Origin of the sequence: Bradyrhizobium sp. LTSPM299, assembly GCF_000938235.1 — a bacterium.
In the GTDB taxonomy this organism is placed as follows: domain Bacteria; phylum Pseudomonadota; class Alphaproteobacteria; order Rhizobiales; family Xanthobacteraceae; genus Bradyrhizobium.
On sequence record NZ_JYMU01000023.1, the window covers coordinates 176,614 to 192,958 of the forward strand.

The following is a 16,345-nucleotide window of genomic DNA, read 5'->3' on the forward strand; positions in this document are numbered from 1 at the left end:
AGGCACTTGCATGAAGCACTTCAACCTGCCGGTTTCGCCGGCGACCGTTCACTGGGGCTATTTCAGCAAGAAAGTGCAGCCTGCGGTGACGCTGCGCTCGGGCGACCGCGCCACGATCGAAACGCTGACCCATCACGCCAACGACGATTACGAGCGCATGATTGCCAATGATCCGGGCGCCGAAAGCGTGTTTCACTGGACGCGCGAGCACAAGGCCGTCGCGCGCCGCGGCTCCGGCCCGACCGAAGGGCCGTTCATTCGCGGTTCCGGCGAAGGCATCGGCGTTCACCTGCTGACCGGTCCGGTCGCGATCGAAAACGCCGAGCCGGGCGACGTGCTCGAAGTGCGTATCCTCGACATCAGGCCACGGCCGAGTTGCAGCGCCTGCCACGCCGGCCGCTGCTTCGGCTCCAATGCCGCCGCGAACTGGGGCTTTCACTATCACGACCTGATCGAGGAGCCGAAGCCGCGCGAGGTCATCACCATCTTCGAGCTCGACACCTCGGGCGAACCGTTCGCCAGGGCTGTCTACAACTATGTCTGGATGCCGCAGACCGACCCTGATGGCATCGTGCATGCGACCATCGATTATCCCGGCGTCCGGGTCGATCACGGCACGATTAAGAAGCGCGAGAACATCCTGACCGGCGTCAAGGTCCCGGCGCGGCTGCATTTCGGCACCATGGGACTGGCGCCGTCGGAAGCTGATTTCGTCAGCTCGATCCCGCCGAGCTATACCGGCGGCAATATCGACGACTGGCGGATCGGGAAGGGCGCGCGGATGTATTATCCGGTCGCCGTGCCGGGCGCGTTCTTCTCGGTCGGCGACCCGCACGCCGCCCAAGGCGACAGCGAGCTCGGCGGCACCGCGATCGAGACTTCGCTGACCGGCGATTTTGAATTCATCCTGCACAAGAAGAACGACCTCGGCGGCACCAGCCTCGAAGGGCTGACCCACCCGATGCTCGAAACCGAGCAGGCCTGGTCGGTGTACGGATTCACCTATCCGAACTATCTCGCGGAGCTTGGCGCGAACGCACAGACCGAGATCGCCAGCCATTCGAGCCTCGACCGCGCCATGCGCGACGCGTTCCGCAAGTTGCGCCGGTTCCTTATGACGGTGCATCGCCTGAGCGAAGACGAGGCGATCTCGTTGATGTCGGTGGGCGCCGATTTCGGCGTCACCCAGGTCGTGGATGCCAATTGGGGCGTTCACGGCACGATTCGGAAGAACGTCTTCAGATGCGACTAAGACATTGAACGTTTTGGCGTCGATTTGACGCCGCCATTTCGGCGGAGGAACAGGCTTGTCTGGCACGCGGGTTGCTTCGATCAGTCCCGATTGAGGCGATGCGATGAACTTCCGTCCGTTTACGAGTGAATCCTATACGCAAGACGACCGCCCGGAGGCGTGGCGGGACGTGCTGGGCACGGTCGGCCTGCAGCCGGCCTCTGCCGGCACCTCCTATGACGGTCATGCCACCGCCTTTCACCGCAGCGCGCCCGGGATTGCGCTGACCCGGATCGCGGCGGGGTCGCAGACCGTCGCTCCCTTGCCGCAAGGCGCCGAAGGCCTGCCGATCGCGGTGCTGCCGATCGACGACGGCGTCATCCTGCGGCACGGCGGCAGCCACCGCATCGTGCCGGTCGGGCATCTCCTGCTGTTGCCGAGATGCGGCGATTGCAGCGTCGTGTTCCAGCGCGACATGCGGGCCATCGTGCTGTCGGTGACGCCGGACGCGCTGCACGGCCGGATTCCCGGCAAGCTGCGGTTTGGCGAGGCGCGTGTGGTCGCGCCAGGCGGGCTGGCGGACATCTTTTCGCGGATGCTAGATGCGACGGCGCGCACATTGGAGATGCTCGGCGACGTCGAATGGGCGACGGTGGCGCAGGCGATGGCTGACCTGTTGCTGACCATCGCGCATCAACTCGCGGACACTGCTCTCGACGGCCGCCATACCGCGTCGCAGGCCGCGATCCTGCACCGGATCTGCCAGGTCATCGAACGCCGGCTCGAGGATCCTGACCTTGCACCGGCCAGTGTCGCGCAGGCTGAAGGCATTTCCGAGCGCTATCTGCAAAAGCTGTTCGAGGGTGTCGGCGACAATTTCACCCATTATGTGCGCGAGCGCCGATTGCAGCGCGCCTGGGCCGACCTGTCCAATCCGGCAGAAGCGCACCGGTCGATCTCTGAGATCGCCTATCGCTACGGCTTTGCCGATTCCGCGCATTTCAGCCGCACGTTTCGTCATCGCTTCGGCCTGCCGCCCCGCGACTTCCGGCAGCAGGAGGCCGAGCGCGCCGCGCCGGCGTCGATGCCGGCCGGACAACGCGGCTGGCCGCAGGATGCGCTGGCGCAGCTGCGCGTGCATCAGCCGGCGGCCACGGCGAAGAGAGCAGCGCTGGTTTCCAGGACCGATGCTGCTGACGATGCCGATCACGTCGCGCCAACGCACCACCATATCGCGGTCGAAGCGTCGCGGGTGCATTGGGGCTATTTCAGCCGGACGCTGTCGCCGCAGGCCGAGATCGGTTCGGGCGACACGATCACCATCGAGACGCTGACGCAGCATGCCTCCGACGATCCGGACCGCATGATCTCGGGCGATCCCGGTGCGGAAAGCGTGTTCGGCTGGACCGGTGCGCGGAAGAATGTCGATCGGCGTGGCGCAGGGCCGATGGATGCGTCGGTGTTCGGGCGTGGCGCGGGTGAGGGGTTCGGCGTGCATATTTGCACAGGCCCGGTCGCGGTCAGGGATGCGCAGCCCGGCGACGTCCTCGAGGTGCGCATCCTCGACATCGTGCCGCGGCCAAGCCGCAATCCGCAGTTCGAGGGCCGCGTGTTCGGCTCCAGCGTCGCGGCCTGGTGGGGCTATCACTACAGCGAATTTCTCTCCGGTCCGAAGCCGCGCGAAGTTGTGACGATCTACGAAATCTTCGCAAGCACCGATCGCGATCAGGACGCCGCGCCACATGCCCGCGCGCTCTATTCCTATCGCTGGGAGCCGCAGACCGATCCGTTCGGCGTGGTGCATGCCACCTATGATTATCCCGGCGTTCCCGTCGCGCCCGGCAGTGTCAAGCGCCGCCATGCGGTGCTTGATGGCATCCGTATTCCGCTGCGCCCGCATTTCGGCGTGATTGCGGTGGCGCCGCGCGAGGTTGATTTGGTCGACTCGGTCCCGCCGTCCTATTTCGGCGGCAATCTCGACAATTGGCGGCTCGGCAAGGGCTCGACCGTCTATCTGCCCGTCTCCGTGCCGGGCGCGCTGCTTTCGGTCGGCGATCCGCATGCAGTGCAGGGTGACGGCGAACTCTCAGGCACCGCGATCGAGTGCTCGATGACGGGGACGTTCCAGGTGATCCTGCACAAGAAGGGCAGCCATACCGGACAGCCCTATGCCGATCTCAGCTATCCCCTGATCGAGACCGAGACCGACTGGGTGCTGACCGGCTTCAGCCATCCGAACTATCTCGCCGAGTTCGGTGCGCAGGGCCAGAGCGAGGTCTATGCGACGTCCTCGCTCGATCTGGCGATGAAGGATGCGTTCCGGAAGATGCGCCGCTTCCTGATGAGCGTCAAAGGCCTGAGCGAGGACGAGGCGATCGCGTTGATGTCCGCAGCGGTTGACTTCGGCGTTACCCAGGTGGTCGATGGCAATTGGGGCGTGCACGCCATTCTGAGCAAACGGCTGTTCGACTACAGCTGATCGCGCAAAGCGGAGATAGACAGTGAAATTCCACATGATCGCGGGCGGACCGAAGCCGGTCGCGCCCTTCAGCCATGCCGTGGAGACGGACGGTTTCGTGTTCGTCACCGGTCAAATGCCGGATACGCCGTCGGCGCCCGGCGTGCTGCCGGAGGGGATCGTCGCGCAGACCAGGGCCGTGATGGAGAATTTGCGGGTCGTGCTCGGGGGCCTGGATCTCGGCCTGGAGCATATCGTGATGTCGCGGATTTATCTGACGCGCTTCAAAGAAGACTATGCCGCGATGAACGAGACCTACCGGAGCTTCTTTCCGCCGGATCGCCTGCCGGCGCGAACTTGCGTCGGCGTCACCGGGCTCGCCTATGACGCGCTGATCGAAATCGATCTGGTGTGCCGGAGGCCGTGACGGCGCCTGTCGGGGAATCGCGGCGTGGCAGGATCGCCATGCCGCTTGCATCTCAAGGCTCTCCCCAGTCCGCGGCGTGGCGTCCGGTCGGAGGCATCGATTCCCCTCATCGGCCGACAAGCCATTGCACCGTAGCGCCTTTCCGACCCCTGTTAAAGTTAGGCCTCAGGAGCCATTTGGTTCTTTGCAAGGCCGGAAGGCTTTGTTATACGCTGCCCGCGCGAACAAATGTTTCGCCTATTCCTCGGTAGCTCAGCGGTAGAGCATTCGACTGTTAATCGAATGGTCGCTGGTTCGAATCCAGCCCGGGGAGCCAGTTCTGGCCCCATCGACAGCCCATCGCCGATCACAAGCCCGTGGCCTGCGGCAGATAGGTAGAATTAGTCGCCAAATCGACGTAATCGCCTTTGACGCTACGCCTCGCCGGGTTTTGAGAGGTGGTTTTGCATGTCCGTGAGCCTGATCGACCTGTCGATGTCACAGCCGACCCTCGTTCCCAGCGATATTCCCGTCATCAGCGACGACGAGTGCGTGCGCCGGCTGGCGAAAGCTGTCGAGGAGCACGATTCCGAGCATCTCGATGAAGTGGCCCGGCTGATCGGCCGGCTCGCCGTCACCATCGAATAGTGACTTGCGGCACGCCCGTCCGAGATAACGGCGTGTTGCGTTTTGGCGGAGCCTGTTCCAAAAGATGACCCTGTTCTAGCTTCTACAGCGGCAACGCCGCGCGACTTGCAGGGTCCCGCCAATGTCCGGTTTTTCGACCGCGCGCCAGTTTATGGTCGATGGTCAGGTGCGTCCGAGCGACGTCACCGACGAGCGAATCCTTGATGCCATGCTGACCGTGCCGCGCGAGGCTTTCGTGCCCGACGGCAAGCAGGCACTTGCCTATCTGGACCTCGACCTCGACGTCGCCGCGAGCGGCGCGCCCAGGCGCTGCCTGATCCAGCCGGCAGTCCTCGCCAAGATGCTGCAGGCGGCCGAGATCGCGAAAACCGATCGCGTGCTGGTGGTGGGCTGCGCGAGCGGGTATGCCGCAGCGGTCGTCGCGCGCTTCGCCGGGCAGGTGAGTGCGATCGAAAGCGATCCGGCCCTTGCCGCCAAGGCCGCCGCCGTGCTCACCGAGGTCGGCATCCACAATGTCGGCGTGAAAACCGCAGCTTCCGCCGATGGCGATGCTGCGGGAGCGCCGTTTGACGTGATCGTCCTCAACGGTGCCACCGAGGTCGTCCCGACCGGGCTCTACGGCCAGCTCAAGGACGGCGGCCGGTTGGTCGGCGTCTTCGCCCTCGAGCAGCCGCCGCGCGCCAGCCTCGTGACGCATTCCCACGGCGATTTCGGGCACCGCGAACTGTTCGACGCGACCGCCCCGATTTTGCCCGGATTGGAACGGCTCCCCAGCTTCGTCTTCTGACCGCTAGTGTGCTGCGGCGGCTGATAAAATCCCGTTCTGAATCAGAAGTGTGGCCCGTTTGCCCCACGTGAAGAGTTTCGACCGCGTCCTGTTGCGGGGTAGTTCCGTTGCCCTTAGCTGCGGACTAAGGTGAGGCGGGACTCACTTGGTCTGAAGCGGCGCTTGGCTTGCGTGCATGGTCGGCGACTACAATGAATGGATAATTGGGGATGCGTGGGGTGAAGGTTGTCACCGCGGCTGCGATTGCGGTCCTTCTCTTGGCTGAGATGGGCCCGGCGCCCGCTCTCGCCGATACTATCGAGGCCGCGCTGGTGCGGTCCTACCAGAACAATCCCCAGCTCAACGCCCAGCGTGCGCTGGTGCGGTCCACAGACGAAAACGTTCCGCAGGCGCTGTCGGGCTACCGTCCGAAGGCCTCGCTGACCCTGAGTGGTGGGGGGCAGTACACTGACGAGGTTGTGCCTGGGACCGGCAAGCTCACCGGCGCGCAGATCCCGCGCAGCGCGGGCCTGACTGTAAACCAGTCGCTCTACAACGCGCAGACCCCGCAACGGGTGCGCGCCGCCGAGAGCCAGGTGTCGTCAGCGCGCGAGGGGTTGCGTGTGCTTGAGCAGACCGTGATCTTGACCGCGGCCACGATCTATATGGACTATCTTCGCGACGCCGCCATCGTCGAAGTCCAGCGCAGCAACACCCGCGTGCTTGAGCAGACGCTGAAGCAGACCCAGGATCGCTTCAATGTCGGCGAAGTGACGCGCACCGACGTGGCGCAATCCGAGGCGCAGCTTGCGGCAGGCCGCACTCAGCAGCTGACCGCGGAGTCCAACCTCACGACGACGCGGTCGAACTTCCGCCGCATCATCGGCAACGAGCCGGAGAACCTCGCACCGGGCTCGCCGGTCGATCGCTTCCTGCCGGCATCGCTTGCCGGCGCCGTCGAGCTCAGCCTGACCCAGAATCCGAACGTCACCGCCGCGATGTTCGGTGTCGACGTCAACTTCCTGCAGATCAAGGTCGCCGAGGGCGCGTTGCTGCCGACGGTCGGTCTGCAGGCGACGGTGACCCAAGGCTACGAACAGCAGTTGTCGGTGAACCGCATCTTCAATGCGGCCGCCAACGTTCAGGTGACGGTGCCGCTCTACCAGGGCGGATCGGAATACTCGCTGATCCGGCAGTCCAAGGAATCGCTGGCGCAGCAGCGTCTCGTGCTGGAACAGACGCGCGATCAGGCGCGCGCCAACGTCGTCACCGCATGGGGCCAGCTGGTTGCCGGCAAGGCGCAGGTGACGTCGGCGCAATCGCAGGTCACCGCATCCGAGATCGCGCTGAACGGCGTGCGCGAAGAAGCCAAGGCCGGCCAGCGCACCACGCTAGACGTGCTGAACGCGCAGCAGGCGCTGGTCAACGCGCGCAACGCGCTGGTGACCGCGCAGCACGACCGCGTCGTGGCGTCCTACAATGTGCTGAACGCGATCGGCCGGCTGTCGCCGCAGGTGCTCGGCCTGAAGACCAACGTCTACGATCCCACCGTGCACTACCAACAGGTTCGCGACAGCTGGTCCGGCGTGCGCACGCCCGACGGTCGCTAACCGCCACATCAACGTCGCTTGCCGGGCCTAGTCTGCGGTTCTGAGTCAATCAGGACCACAGACTAGGCCCGTTTGCTTGCAATCGATATTTGCCCTGACATACCGTTTTGTCGGGCAGCAAAGCGATTCGCGACGAGGCCTGTGGCGTGCTGGTGCGGCGCCAGATGTGCGGGTAACGCGAACCCGCAAAGCGTTGGGTGGGCTTGATCTGGGGACAAGTCGGGCGCGAGCGACGAAAATCTCGGCCCGCATTATCGGAACCAGCGAATCCTCTGGGGCTTGGTGTAAAATGGTTTCGATGTGGAGTCGGCGATGACGCAACCTGCGAAGGTCCAAGAGCCCTCGATGGAGGAGATTCTGGCGTCGATCCGTCGCATCATTGCCGACGACGAGGCCAAGCCGGCCGCTGCCGAAAAGCCTGCGGTGGTTGCCGCGCCGCCGCCCAAGGTCGAGCCGCCGCCACCACCGCCAGCCAAGGCCGCGGTGAAGAGTTCGCCGCCGGCGCCACCACCAGCCGCGAAGGCTGCTGCGGCGCCGCCTCCGAAACCGGCGGCACCGGCACCGGCCGCAAGCAATGGCCAGGACGACATCGATGCGCTGTTGGCCAGCCTCGAAGAGGCGACCCCGGCGGCGGAGGTCAGGCCGCCGCAGCCGGATGGCGACGTGTTCGAGCTCACCGACGACATGGCGTTGCCGGACCCGGCTCCCGCGCCGTCGTTCCAGAAGGTCGAGCCGCAGGACGATGTCGAGTTCACGGAATCGGCCGCTGCCAGGTCGCTGAACCGGCAACCGTCTTATGAGCCGCCGGCGATCGAAAGCGCGCCTGCGCCGCCGATCATCTCGGGCACGACAATGCGGGCGGTCGAATCCGCCTTCAACTCGCTGGCCAACACCGTGCTGAGCAACAACGCGCGGACGCTCGAAGACTTGGTCAAGGAGATGCTGCGACCGATGCTGAAATCCTGGCTCGACGACAATTTGCCGGGGCTGGTCGAGCGCATCGTCAAGGCCGAGATCGAGCGGGTTTCTCGCGGGCGGTAGGTTCAAGGGGCCTCCAAGGAGAGGCCCTGCGGCCCTCATTCAGCCACCCAGAACAGCCACAATTCGTCCTTTCGGCGCGCCGGTCGGTTGACTCGGTGCGTTCGGGCGGCTTTCTAGCCGTTTCCATGGTCCACAGCGCATTGTCATGATCGAGAAAAACTACCAGCCCGCCGATATCGAAAGCCGGATGTCCCGCATCTGGGAGGAGAGCGGTGCGTTCAAGGCCGGACGGCCCGAGCGCAAGGACGCAGTACCCTTCACCATTGTGATCCCGCCGCCGAACGTGACCGGCTCGCTGCACATGGGCCACGCCCTCAACAACACGTTGCAGGACATCCTGTGCCGCTTCGAGCGGATGCGCGGCCGCGACGTGCTCTGGCAGCCCGGGACCGACCATGCCGGCATCGCGACGCAGATGGTGGTCGAGCGGCAGTTGATGGAACGCCAGGAACCGGGCAGGCGCGACATGGGCCGGGCCAAGTTCCTCGAACGGGTCTGGCAATGGAAGGCGGAGAGCGGCGGCACCATCGTCAACCAGTTGAAGCGCCTCGGCGCGTCCTGCGACTGGTCGCGCGAGCGCTTCACCATGGACGAGGGCCTGTCGCGCGCCGTCGTCAAGGTGTTCGTCGAGCTGCACCGCGAGGGGCTGATCTACAAGGACAAGCGTCTGGTCAATTGGGACCCGAAGCTGCTCACCGCGATCTCCGATCTCGAAGTGCAGCAGGTCGAGGTCAAGGGCAGCCTCTGGTATTTGCGCTATCCGATCGAGGGCAAAACTTTCAATCCCGACGATCCGGCGAGCTTCGTCGTGGTCGCGACCACGCGTCCCGAAACCATGCTGGGCGATACCGCGGTCGCGGTGCATCCGGACAATGAACGGCTCGGCCATTTGATCGGCCAGCACGTCATCCTGCCACTGGTCGGCCGCCGCATTCCCATCATCGGCGACGATTATGCCGATCCCGAAAAGGGGTCGGGCGCGGTCAAGATCACACCGGCGCATGACTTCAACGATTTCGAGGTCGGCAAGCGCCACGGCCTGCCGCAGATCAGCGTGCTCGACCAGGAGGGCTGCCTCACCCTGGTCGACAACGAGGACTATCTGCGCGGCCTCCCCGAAGGCGCTTCGCAGCTCGCCGAGGAGTTTCACCAGATCGAGCGCTTCGCCGGGCGCAAGAAGATCGTGGCGCGCCTGGAGGATTTCGGCTTCCTCGAACGGATCGAACCAAACGCCCACACGGTGCCGCATGGCGACCGCTCCGGCGTCGTGATCGAGCCCTATCTGACCGACCAGTGGTATGTCGATGCCAAGACGCTTGCGCAGCCTGCGATGGCGGCGGTGCGCTCGGGCCAAACGACGTTCGTGCCGGAGAACTGGGGCAAGACCTATTTCGAGTGGATGGAGAACATCCAGCCCTGGTGCATCTCGCGCCAACTCTGGTGGGGCCATCAGATTCCCGCCTGGTACGGTCCCGACGGCAAGGTGTTCGTCGCCGAGACCGAAGAAGAGGCAGTCGGCAATGCGCTCGGCTATTACGTCGAGCAGGAGGTCATCACGCCGGAGCAGGGCCATGAGATGGCCACTGACCCTGCCCAGCGCGAGGGATTCATCACGCGTGATGAAGACGTGCTCGACACCTGGTTCTCGTCCGCGCTGTGGCCGTTCTCGACGCTCGGCTGGCCCGACGAAACGCCGGAATTGAAGCGCTACTACCCGACCAACACGCTGGTCACGGGCTTTGACATCATCTTCTTCTGGGTCGCCCGGATGATGATGATGGGCCTTCACTTCACGAAGCAGGCACCGTTCTCGACAGTGTACATCCACCGCCTCGTCCTCGACGAGAAGGGCGCGAAGATGTCGAAGTCGAAGGGCAACGTCATCGACCCGCTCGGCGTGATCGACGATTACGGCGCCGACGCGTTGCGCTTTGCGCTGACGCGCGAGGCGGCGCAGGGCCATAACATCCGCCTGTCGCCGCACCTGGTCGAGACCAATCGCAACTTCGCGACCAAGTTCTGGAACGCCTGCCGCTTCGCCGAGATGAACGAATGCGTCAAGCCGGACGGTTTCTATCCGAGAGCCGCCAAGGAAACCTTGAGCCGCTGGATCGCGCACGAGACTTCGCGAGCCACCCGTGAGGTGACTGAGGCGATCGAGGGTCATCGCTTCAACGACGCTGCCGGGGCGATCTACCGCTTCGTGTGGAACGTGTTCTGCGACTGGTATCTCGAGCTCGCAAAACCGGTGCTGATGGGCGAGGAGGGCGCGGCCAAGGCTGAGATAAAGGCCGAAACCCGCGCCATGGTCGCGTGGACGCGCGACGAGATCCTGAAGCTGTTGCATCCGTTCATGCCCTTCATCTCCGAGGAGCTGTGGGCGGTGACCGCCAAGCGCGACGGCCTGTTGGTGCTCGCGTCCTGGCCGCGCAAAGCGACGGCCCTGACCGGCGAGCAACTGGCGTCGATGGTGATGGCCGGGCCGAATGGCGAGATCATTCCGTCTGTCCTCGTCCCAATCGATGAGGATGATTTCACCGATCCCGCAGCCGAGGCCGAGATCGGCTGGGTGGTCGACCTCGTTACTGCCATGCGCTCGGTGAAGGCGGAAATGAACATCCCGCCGTCGACGCTGACGCCGCTGGTGATAGCTGACGCGTCCGACGAGACCAGGGATCGCGCGCAGCGCTGGAACGACACCATCAAGCGTCTGGCGCGGCTTTCGGACATTTCGTTTGTAGATCGCCCGCCGGAAGGCGCCGTGCAGCTTCTCGTGCGTGGCGAAGTCGTCGCACTGCCGCTGAAGGGCGTGATCGATCTCGCCGCCGAGCGGGCGCGGCTGGAAAAGGAAGCGGCCAAGGCCGACGCCGACATCAAGCGCGTCGATGCAAAGCTCTCGAACGAGAAATTCGTGGCCAATGCGCCCGAAGAGATCGTCGAAGAAGAGAAGGAAAAGCGCGAGGCGGCCGTTGCGCGCAAGGCCAAAATCGTCGAGGCGCTGGAGCGCCTGAAGAAGGCCATCTAGAGCGTTTTCGAGCGAAGCGGACACCAGTTCGCGTCAAGAAAACGCGTCAAAACGAGAATCTAGAGCGGGACGCGCAGCCGTCGGCAAATCGGCGGCTGTTGTCGTCACACTGATGTCACACCGATCCCGGCCACGGGTCGCCACATCGCACACGCCATGGCTGTATCACAATAATGTTTCCAGCATCGTGCAGCGGTCGCGGATACGAAGCGAACTCGTTGTTGCGGCGGCGACATTTCGCGCCTGCGTTCGGTCTAAACGCAGAGGTAGCAAATATTGACGCATGCATCTCCGCGTGAGATGTTGCTGACGATTTCTATCGGCGCGACTTCGAACCGTGTGCGAAGTGATGGCCGTGATTTTTGAACGACCATCGATTTTATTTCAAATGTGCCCGTCATCGGCGCGACACCAGCTCGAAACGAACAAGCACGCTTCTAGCCGCCCATAGCGATCGGGATGCTCCGTCTCAGCTCCGCCGTTCCGGCTGAATGGGACGTGGCGATTTTTACCTGGAGGTTTTTGTCCATGGCCGATTTCGTCGACAAGATTGTCAAAGATCCAAAGAATCCGCCGGCAACCGTGATTTTGTCGGGCTATCTCGGGGCCTCATCAGAGGCCGATCACACGCGGCTTTATTTTGATCCGAGCCTGAGCAGTTACGTCGACATTCCGAACGCCGACATCCTGCACCAGCAGTACGCAAAATCCGATGACGGGCTGCAGGCGAGCCACGTCTGGATCGCGCGCAGCGCCCAGCTCATCCACGGCGCCCCGGCTCCGGATAAGCCCAAGGGAACGTTCCTCGATGGAGCGATCATGCGGGATCACATCGCTGCGGCCGCCGGTGGCGGGGCTGGTGGTGGTCAGGCTGCGTGGCCGCTGACGATGGACCCGTTCCAGTGTCCGCACACATTCGTCGTGTGTCACCACACCCAGTTCAGCCCAACGGCAACGGCAATACCAACGCACGTGATCTGCGACCTGCGAACGCTCACGCCGGCCTGTCACCATACGCTGGGGATCGTCTGTCTGCCGCGCACCGTCGCCGATCCCGGCTGCCTTGCCTCGGCCAACATCGCTTGCCCGAGCATTGGCGCCTGTCCGTCGATCGCGTGTGGCGATCCGGGACAGCAGGCCGGCACGCCACAGGTTGCCGCCGCGGCGTTCCCGCCGATCCAGACGCCGACGCTAACGCCCGGAGGCTTCGTTTGCCCGTCCTTCAACTGCGGCGGTGGGCACACACTGAAGGAGCAGGCGGCGATCCCGACGGTATTGGTGGGTGGGCTCTGCCCGTCCTTTGGCTGCCATCCCCCCGGTCACCATACGATGATGGCGCAGATGGCGATCCCGACGGTGTTGGTCGGGGGGATCTGCCCGTCCTTCGGCTGCCATCCCCCCGTTCACCACACAATGATGCAGCAGATGGCGATCCCGACGCTGTTGGCGGGAGGGCTCTGTCCGACCTTTGCCGTGCATTGCGGTGGCGGCGGTGGCCAGCACACGATGATGCAGTTCATGCCGAACAATCCCGGCTACAGCACCTGGTACATGTGCCCACCGCGATAGGGCAGCCACGTTCCACTGACGACAACGATGTCCGCCGGCGCCTGCTGCGCCGACGGACGTCGCCATGAGGCCTCAATAGTCCTGCTCAGGCGCGCACGGCCCCCGCATGATCCTGTCGCGAAGCAACGTCGTTCACTATCTGCTCGATCAGGGCCTGCTCAGCTATGGCACGGTGGTCAATGACGACCTCACGGTTGCCGACAGCACGCGGCGCAATCGAAACTTCAAGGTGCTGCGGGGAGCCGAGCAGGGCTTCTTCATCAAGCAGATCCAAATCTTCGACCCACCGACCATCGCAACGCTCGCGGCCGAGGCGGGCTGTTACCAGCTCGCGCGCGAGGTGCCGGAATTGTCCGCGCTCGCGGCGATCGTGCCGCGTGATCTGCTCTACGACCGGCAACGCCATATCCTGGTGACCGGACTGCTTCCGAGCGCCGAGTCGCTGATGGAACATCACCGACGGCTCAACGCCTTTCCAGTGGATGTGGCGCGATTGTTCGGCGGACAGCTCGGCCGGCTGCATCGCGAGCCATTGCCGCCGCTGGAGGGACGCCCTGAAGCCTCGGTGTTTCGTCGCCAGCCGCCATGGGCGCTGTCCAGCCACCAACTGGGCACGTTCGGCGCGCTCAACCGCGCCAGCAGCAAGCTGTTGCAGATCCTGCAGGACTATCCGGATTTCCAGCGCACGCTCGACGAGATGCGCGGCGACTGGCGATGCGAACGGCTGGTGCATGGCGATCTGAAATGGGAGAACTGCGTGGTCTATCCGTGTCGTTCCAACGACGGCAAGCTGGACGGACGGATCGTCGACTGGGAGCTTGCCGATATCGGCGATCCCGCCTGGGATGTCGGCGGAATGCTGCAGGCCTATATCTGTTTCTGGATCCTGACGATGCAGTTCCATGCCGATGTGCCGCTGGCCACCGTCGAGCAGAGCGCGCCGCATCCGATCGTGGGCATGCAGCCGTCGATCCGCGCGTTCTGGGCGGCGTATGTCGCTGAGCTGAGGCTCGAATCCGCGGCAGCCGACACCATGCTGATGCGCAGCGTCAAGTACGGCGCCGCGCGCATGATTCAGACCGCCTATGAAGCAATGCAGTATTCGGCGCAGATCTCACCCAGCGCGCTGGCGCTGCTTCAGGTCAGCCTCAACATCCTGAAGGAGCCGAAGCGCGCTGCCACGCAGCTTCTGGGATTGTGAATGCAGCAGGCATTGGAAGTTGAGTTGACGGCAATCGTGCAGGCGGTGGCGTTCCCGGCGCCAGGCCTCGTTACGTTCGCCGGGCGCACGGCACCGCACGCCGCTGCGGGAGCGGCGCCAACGGGTGTGCCGGACGGCACACCTCTGGTCGCTCAGTTGCAGTCCCTGTTTTACGAGTATTGCTACTGCCGCCGCTTCAATGGCGCCGCGCCGGATCGTCTCGCGGTGCCGTTGGCCAGCGATGACCTGGCGCCGGCGCTCTCGGTCGCGAATGGCAGCCGCGATCGCTGGGACGCCGGGTGGCAATTGAAACAAACCTTGCCGACTGGCCAGGTCGTCGCGGTCAAGGGCGCGATGACGCGCATGGCGTGGCCAGGTGAGTTTCATGCGCATGGTGCGCCCGGCGTGCCGCCGCAGCCTGGCGGCGAGATCAGCCTGTTCGCCCCTCGCGAGTCGCTGCTGTCGCAACCGGGCTTCTATTTCGCGTTCGGCGAGACACTGGCCGATCAGCAGGAAGATTTTGGCGTGGTGCGGTTCTACTGGAACACCACCGTGCAAGGCGCTCCGCGGCTGGTCGGCGCGATCGCTGCGGCGCTGAACCGCTACGCGGTTCCGTTCCGCTTCAAATGCCTGCGGGTGCCAGCGCAGTATGACCGCACCGATGCGGCTGTTCTTTACGTGGCGCGGCGGCACCATCGTATCGTCACGCTGCTCGCGCCGAAGATTCATGCCGCCGTGCGTCAGGAGCTGAAGCCGGCAACGCCGCTGTTCTCAAAGCCGCTCGCCGACGGCCTCGGCTTTGCCGAGGATCCGCGCACCGGCGAAAGCTTTGGCATGCACCGCTGCCGGTTGATGGCGGAGGCGGTCTGTCGCGCACATCAGCGCGGGCACGAGGCCGCCGACGTACGCCTCCGCGAGATCGCCGAAGCGTTTGCAGCCGCGGGGTTGTCGCTCGAACGCCCATATCTCAACATCGGCTCGGCCGACCCATATGATTTCGAGGAGCTGCGGGCAGCATGACGACGCCGCGCGACGAAGCCTTTCTCGAGGTTGCGGCGCATCTCGGCCGCCGTCTGTGCCGCGACGCGCTATGGGCCGGCGGGCGCTGCAACTGGCTCGGCGACTCCATGGAGTTCATCGACGGGGGCTGGAACGTAGCTCATCGCTCGCTCGGCGCCGATCTCTATGGCGGCACCAGCGGCATCGCGCTGTTCCTGGCGAGGCTGTACAGCCTGACACCCGATCCCGCGTTGCGCGCCACCGCGCTCGGAGCCCTCGCACATGCTCATACGCATGCACAGAAGATCCCGAAAGCGCTGCGTCTCGGGCTCTATACCGGATCGACCGGCATCGCCTATGCGACGGCGATCGCCGGCGAAACCTTCGAAGACCAGGCCCTGATCGACAGGGCCTGCGACATGCTTGTCGAAGCGACGGCCGGCGAGGATGACGATGTCACTCTGGATGTGCTCGCAGGTGCGGCCGGCGCCATTGTCGCGCTGATCGATCTGCGGCACCTGACAAGGCACGACCTCATGACGATCGCGCGCCGGCTCGGCGAACGGCTCGTGGCGCGCGCCAAACGAGGCGAGGGCGGCTGGTCATGGGGCAGCCCTGCTGGGCACGCCGAGCGCAATCTGACAGGCTTCTCGCACGGCGCCGCGGGCATCGCCTGGGCGTTGCTGGAATTGTCCGCGGTGACCGGCGAGGCGCGCTTTCGCGACGCGGCCGAGCGCGGCTTTGCCTATGAGCGGCAGTGGTTCAGCAAGACCCATCAGAACTGGCCCGACTTTCGCGCCGACATCCCGACGCCGGCCGGTCAGCCGGGCTTTATGATGGCCTGGTGCCATGGCGCGCCAGGCATTGGCCTGTCGCGGCTGCGCGCCTATCAATTGACCGGTGATCCGACGATGCGCGGCGAGGCCGAGGCCGCGATGCGCGCGACGATGCTGACGCTGGCCGACCCGAATGTCGGTTCGCAATTCGATTTCACGCTGTGCCATGGCCGCGCCGGCAATGCCGAGTTGTTCGTCACCGCCGCGCAATTGCTCGATGATCCGACCGCACGCGCCGTTGCTGAAGGCGTCGGGCGCTACGGCATCGAAACCTATCGCCGCAAGGACCTGCCCTGGCCGTGCGGCGTGCCGGGCGGCGGCGAGACGCCGAACCTCCTGCTCGGGCTAGCCGGTATCGGTCATTTCTACCTGCGGCTCTACGACCCCGAGAGCGTTTCGTCGGTGCTGATCCCGCGGCCAAGGCACGTCGCGGAATTGCGCAAGCTGGCCGTGGCACTCATGACCCCGCCTTCAAGCGCACCGCCGCTCCGCCATCAGCTCTAGATGTTTTGACGCGTTTTCTTCACGCGAACCGGCATCCACGTCGCTTGAAAC

Annotated in this window: 11 protein-coding genes, 1 tRNA gene and 2 pseudogenes; all 14 read left to right on the plus strand. The window is 64.6% G+C overall.

The annotated features are described in order from the left end of the window. The first annotated feature begins 10 nt into the window (after nucleotides 1-10). The 14 genes and pseudogenes from UP10_RS15095 (at nucleotide 11) to UP10_RS15155 (ending at nucleotide 16,294) form a co-directional block, all read left to right on the plus strand. Nucleotides 11-1,252 (plus strand): acetamidase/formamidase family protein, encoded by a 1,242-nt coding sequence (locus UP10_RS15095; RefSeq protein WP_044588104.1) that lies wholly within the window; start codon nucleotides 11-13, stop codon nucleotides 1,250-1,252. A 103-nt stretch (nucleotides 1,253-1,355) separates the two neighbouring features. Beyond that, nucleotides 1,356-2,382, plus strand: a pseudogene (locus UP10_RS46640) (helix-turn-helix domain-containing protein); the annotation flags it as partial. A 68-nt stretch (nucleotides 2,383-2,450) separates the two neighbouring features. Then, nucleotides 2,451-3,710: pseudogene (locus UP10_RS46645) on the plus strand (acetamidase/formamidase family protein); the annotation flags it as partial. A gap of 22 nt (nucleotides 3,711-3,732) precedes the next feature. Continuing rightward, on the plus strand, nucleotides 3,733-4,116 hold the full coding sequence (locus tag UP10_RS15105; RefSeq protein WP_044588106.1) for a RidA family protein: 384 nt from the start codon (nucleotides 3,733-3,735) through the stop codon (nucleotides 4,114-4,116). A 241-nt stretch (nucleotides 4,117-4,357) separates the two neighbouring features. Beyond that, a tRNA-Asn gene (locus UP10_RS15110) sits at nucleotides 4,358-4,432 on the plus strand. Nucleotides 4,433-4,563: 131 nt separating this feature from the next. Next, nucleotides 4,564-4,743, plus strand: coding sequence for a hypothetical protein (locus tag UP10_RS15115; RefSeq protein WP_044542081.1), 180 nt, complete (start codon nucleotides 4,564-4,566; stop codon nucleotides 4,741-4,743). A 121-nt stretch (nucleotides 4,744-4,864) separates the two neighbouring features. Then, nucleotides 4,865-5,530: a protein-L-isoaspartate O-methyltransferase family protein gene (locus UP10_RS15120; RefSeq protein ID WP_044588107.1), complete on the plus strand. Its 666-nt coding sequence runs from the start codon at nucleotides 4,865-4,867 to the stop codon at nucleotides 5,528-5,530. 209 nt (nucleotides 5,531-5,739) lie between these two features. Further along, nucleotides 5,740-7,119, plus strand: coding sequence for a TolC family outer membrane protein (locus UP10_RS15125; protein ID WP_044588108.1), 1,380 nt, complete (start codon nucleotides 5,740-5,742; stop codon nucleotides 7,117-7,119). Nucleotides 7,120-7,431: 312 nt separating this feature from the next. Further along, nucleotides 7,432-8,160: a PopZ family protein gene (locus UP10_RS15130; protein WP_044588109.1), complete on the plus strand. Its 729-nt coding sequence runs from the start codon at nucleotides 7,432-7,434 to the stop codon at nucleotides 8,158-8,160. 145 nt (nucleotides 8,161-8,305) lie between these two features. After that, the gene (locus UP10_RS15135; RefSeq protein WP_044588110.1) at nucleotides 8,306-11,185 is read left to right on the plus strand and encodes a valine--tRNA ligase; all 2,880 of its coding nucleotides are present in this window, start codon (nucleotides 8,306-8,308) and stop codon (nucleotides 11,183-11,185) included. A 528-nt stretch (nucleotides 11,186-11,713) separates the two neighbouring features. Then, nucleotides 11,714-12,754, plus strand: coding sequence for a hypothetical protein (locus UP10_RS15140; protein ID WP_044588111.1), 1,041 nt, complete (start codon nucleotides 11,714-11,716; stop codon nucleotides 12,752-12,754). A 106-nt stretch (nucleotides 12,755-12,860) separates the two neighbouring features. Next, nucleotides 12,861-13,955: a phosphotransferase gene (locus UP10_RS15145; RefSeq protein WP_044588112.1), complete on the plus strand. Its 1,095-nt coding sequence runs from the start codon at nucleotides 12,861-12,863 to the stop codon at nucleotides 13,953-13,955. Next, complete coding sequence (locus UP10_RS15150; protein WP_044588113.1) at nucleotides 13,956-14,975, plus strand: T3SS effector HopA1 family protein; 1,020 nt, start codon at nucleotides 13,956-13,958, stop codon at nucleotides 14,973-14,975. Further along, complete coding sequence (locus UP10_RS15155) at nucleotides 14,972-16,294, plus strand: lanthionine synthetase LanC family protein (RefSeq protein ID WP_044588114.1); 1,323 nt, start codon at nucleotides 14,972-14,974, stop codon at nucleotides 16,292-16,294. Before UP10_RS15150 ends, UP10_RS15155 begins: the two co-directional genes overlap by 4 nt. The last annotated feature ends 51 nt before the right edge of the window (nucleotides 16,295-16,345 follow it).

Bases quoted from the DNA above. Each gene is read 5' to 3' on its own strand.
- UP10_RS15155 (WP_044588114.1), top strand. From the start codon at position 14,972: ATGACGACGCCGCGCGACGAAGCCTTTCTCGAGGTTGCGGCGCATCTC.
- UP10_RS15125 (WP_044588108.1), top strand. From the start codon at position 5,740: ATGCGTGGGGTGAAGGTTGTCACCGCGGCTGCGATTGCGGTCCTTCTC.
- UP10_RS15150 (WP_044588113.1), top strand. From the start codon at position 13,956: ATGCAGCAGGCATTGGAAGTTGAGTTGACGGCAATCGTGCAGGCGGTG.
- UP10_RS15130 (WP_044588109.1), top strand. From the start codon at position 7,432: ATGACGCAACCTGCGAAGGTCCAAGAGCCCTCGATGGAGGAGATTCTG.
- UP10_RS15145 (WP_044588112.1), top strand. From the start codon at position 12,861: ATGATCCTGTCGCGAAGCAACGTCGTTCACTATCTGCTCGATCAGGGC.
- UP10_RS15140 (WP_044588111.1), top strand. From the start codon at position 11,714: ATGGCCGATTTCGTCGACAAGATTGTCAAAGATCCAAAGAATCCGCCG.
- UP10_RS15095 (WP_044588104.1), top strand. From the start codon at position 11: ATGAAGCACTTCAACCTGCCGGTTTCGCCGGCGACCGTTCACTGGGGC.
- UP10_RS15135 (WP_044588110.1), top strand. From the start codon at position 8,306: ATGATCGAGAAAAACTACCAGCCCGCCGATATCGAAAGCCGGATGTCC.
- UP10_RS15120 (WP_044588107.1), top strand. From the start codon at position 4,865: ATGTCCGGTTTTTCGACCGCGCGCCAGTTTATGGTCGATGGTCAGGTG.
- UP10_RS15115 (WP_044542081.1), top strand. From the start codon at position 4,564: ATGTCCGTGAGCCTGATCGACCTGTCGATGTCACAGCCGACCCTCGTT.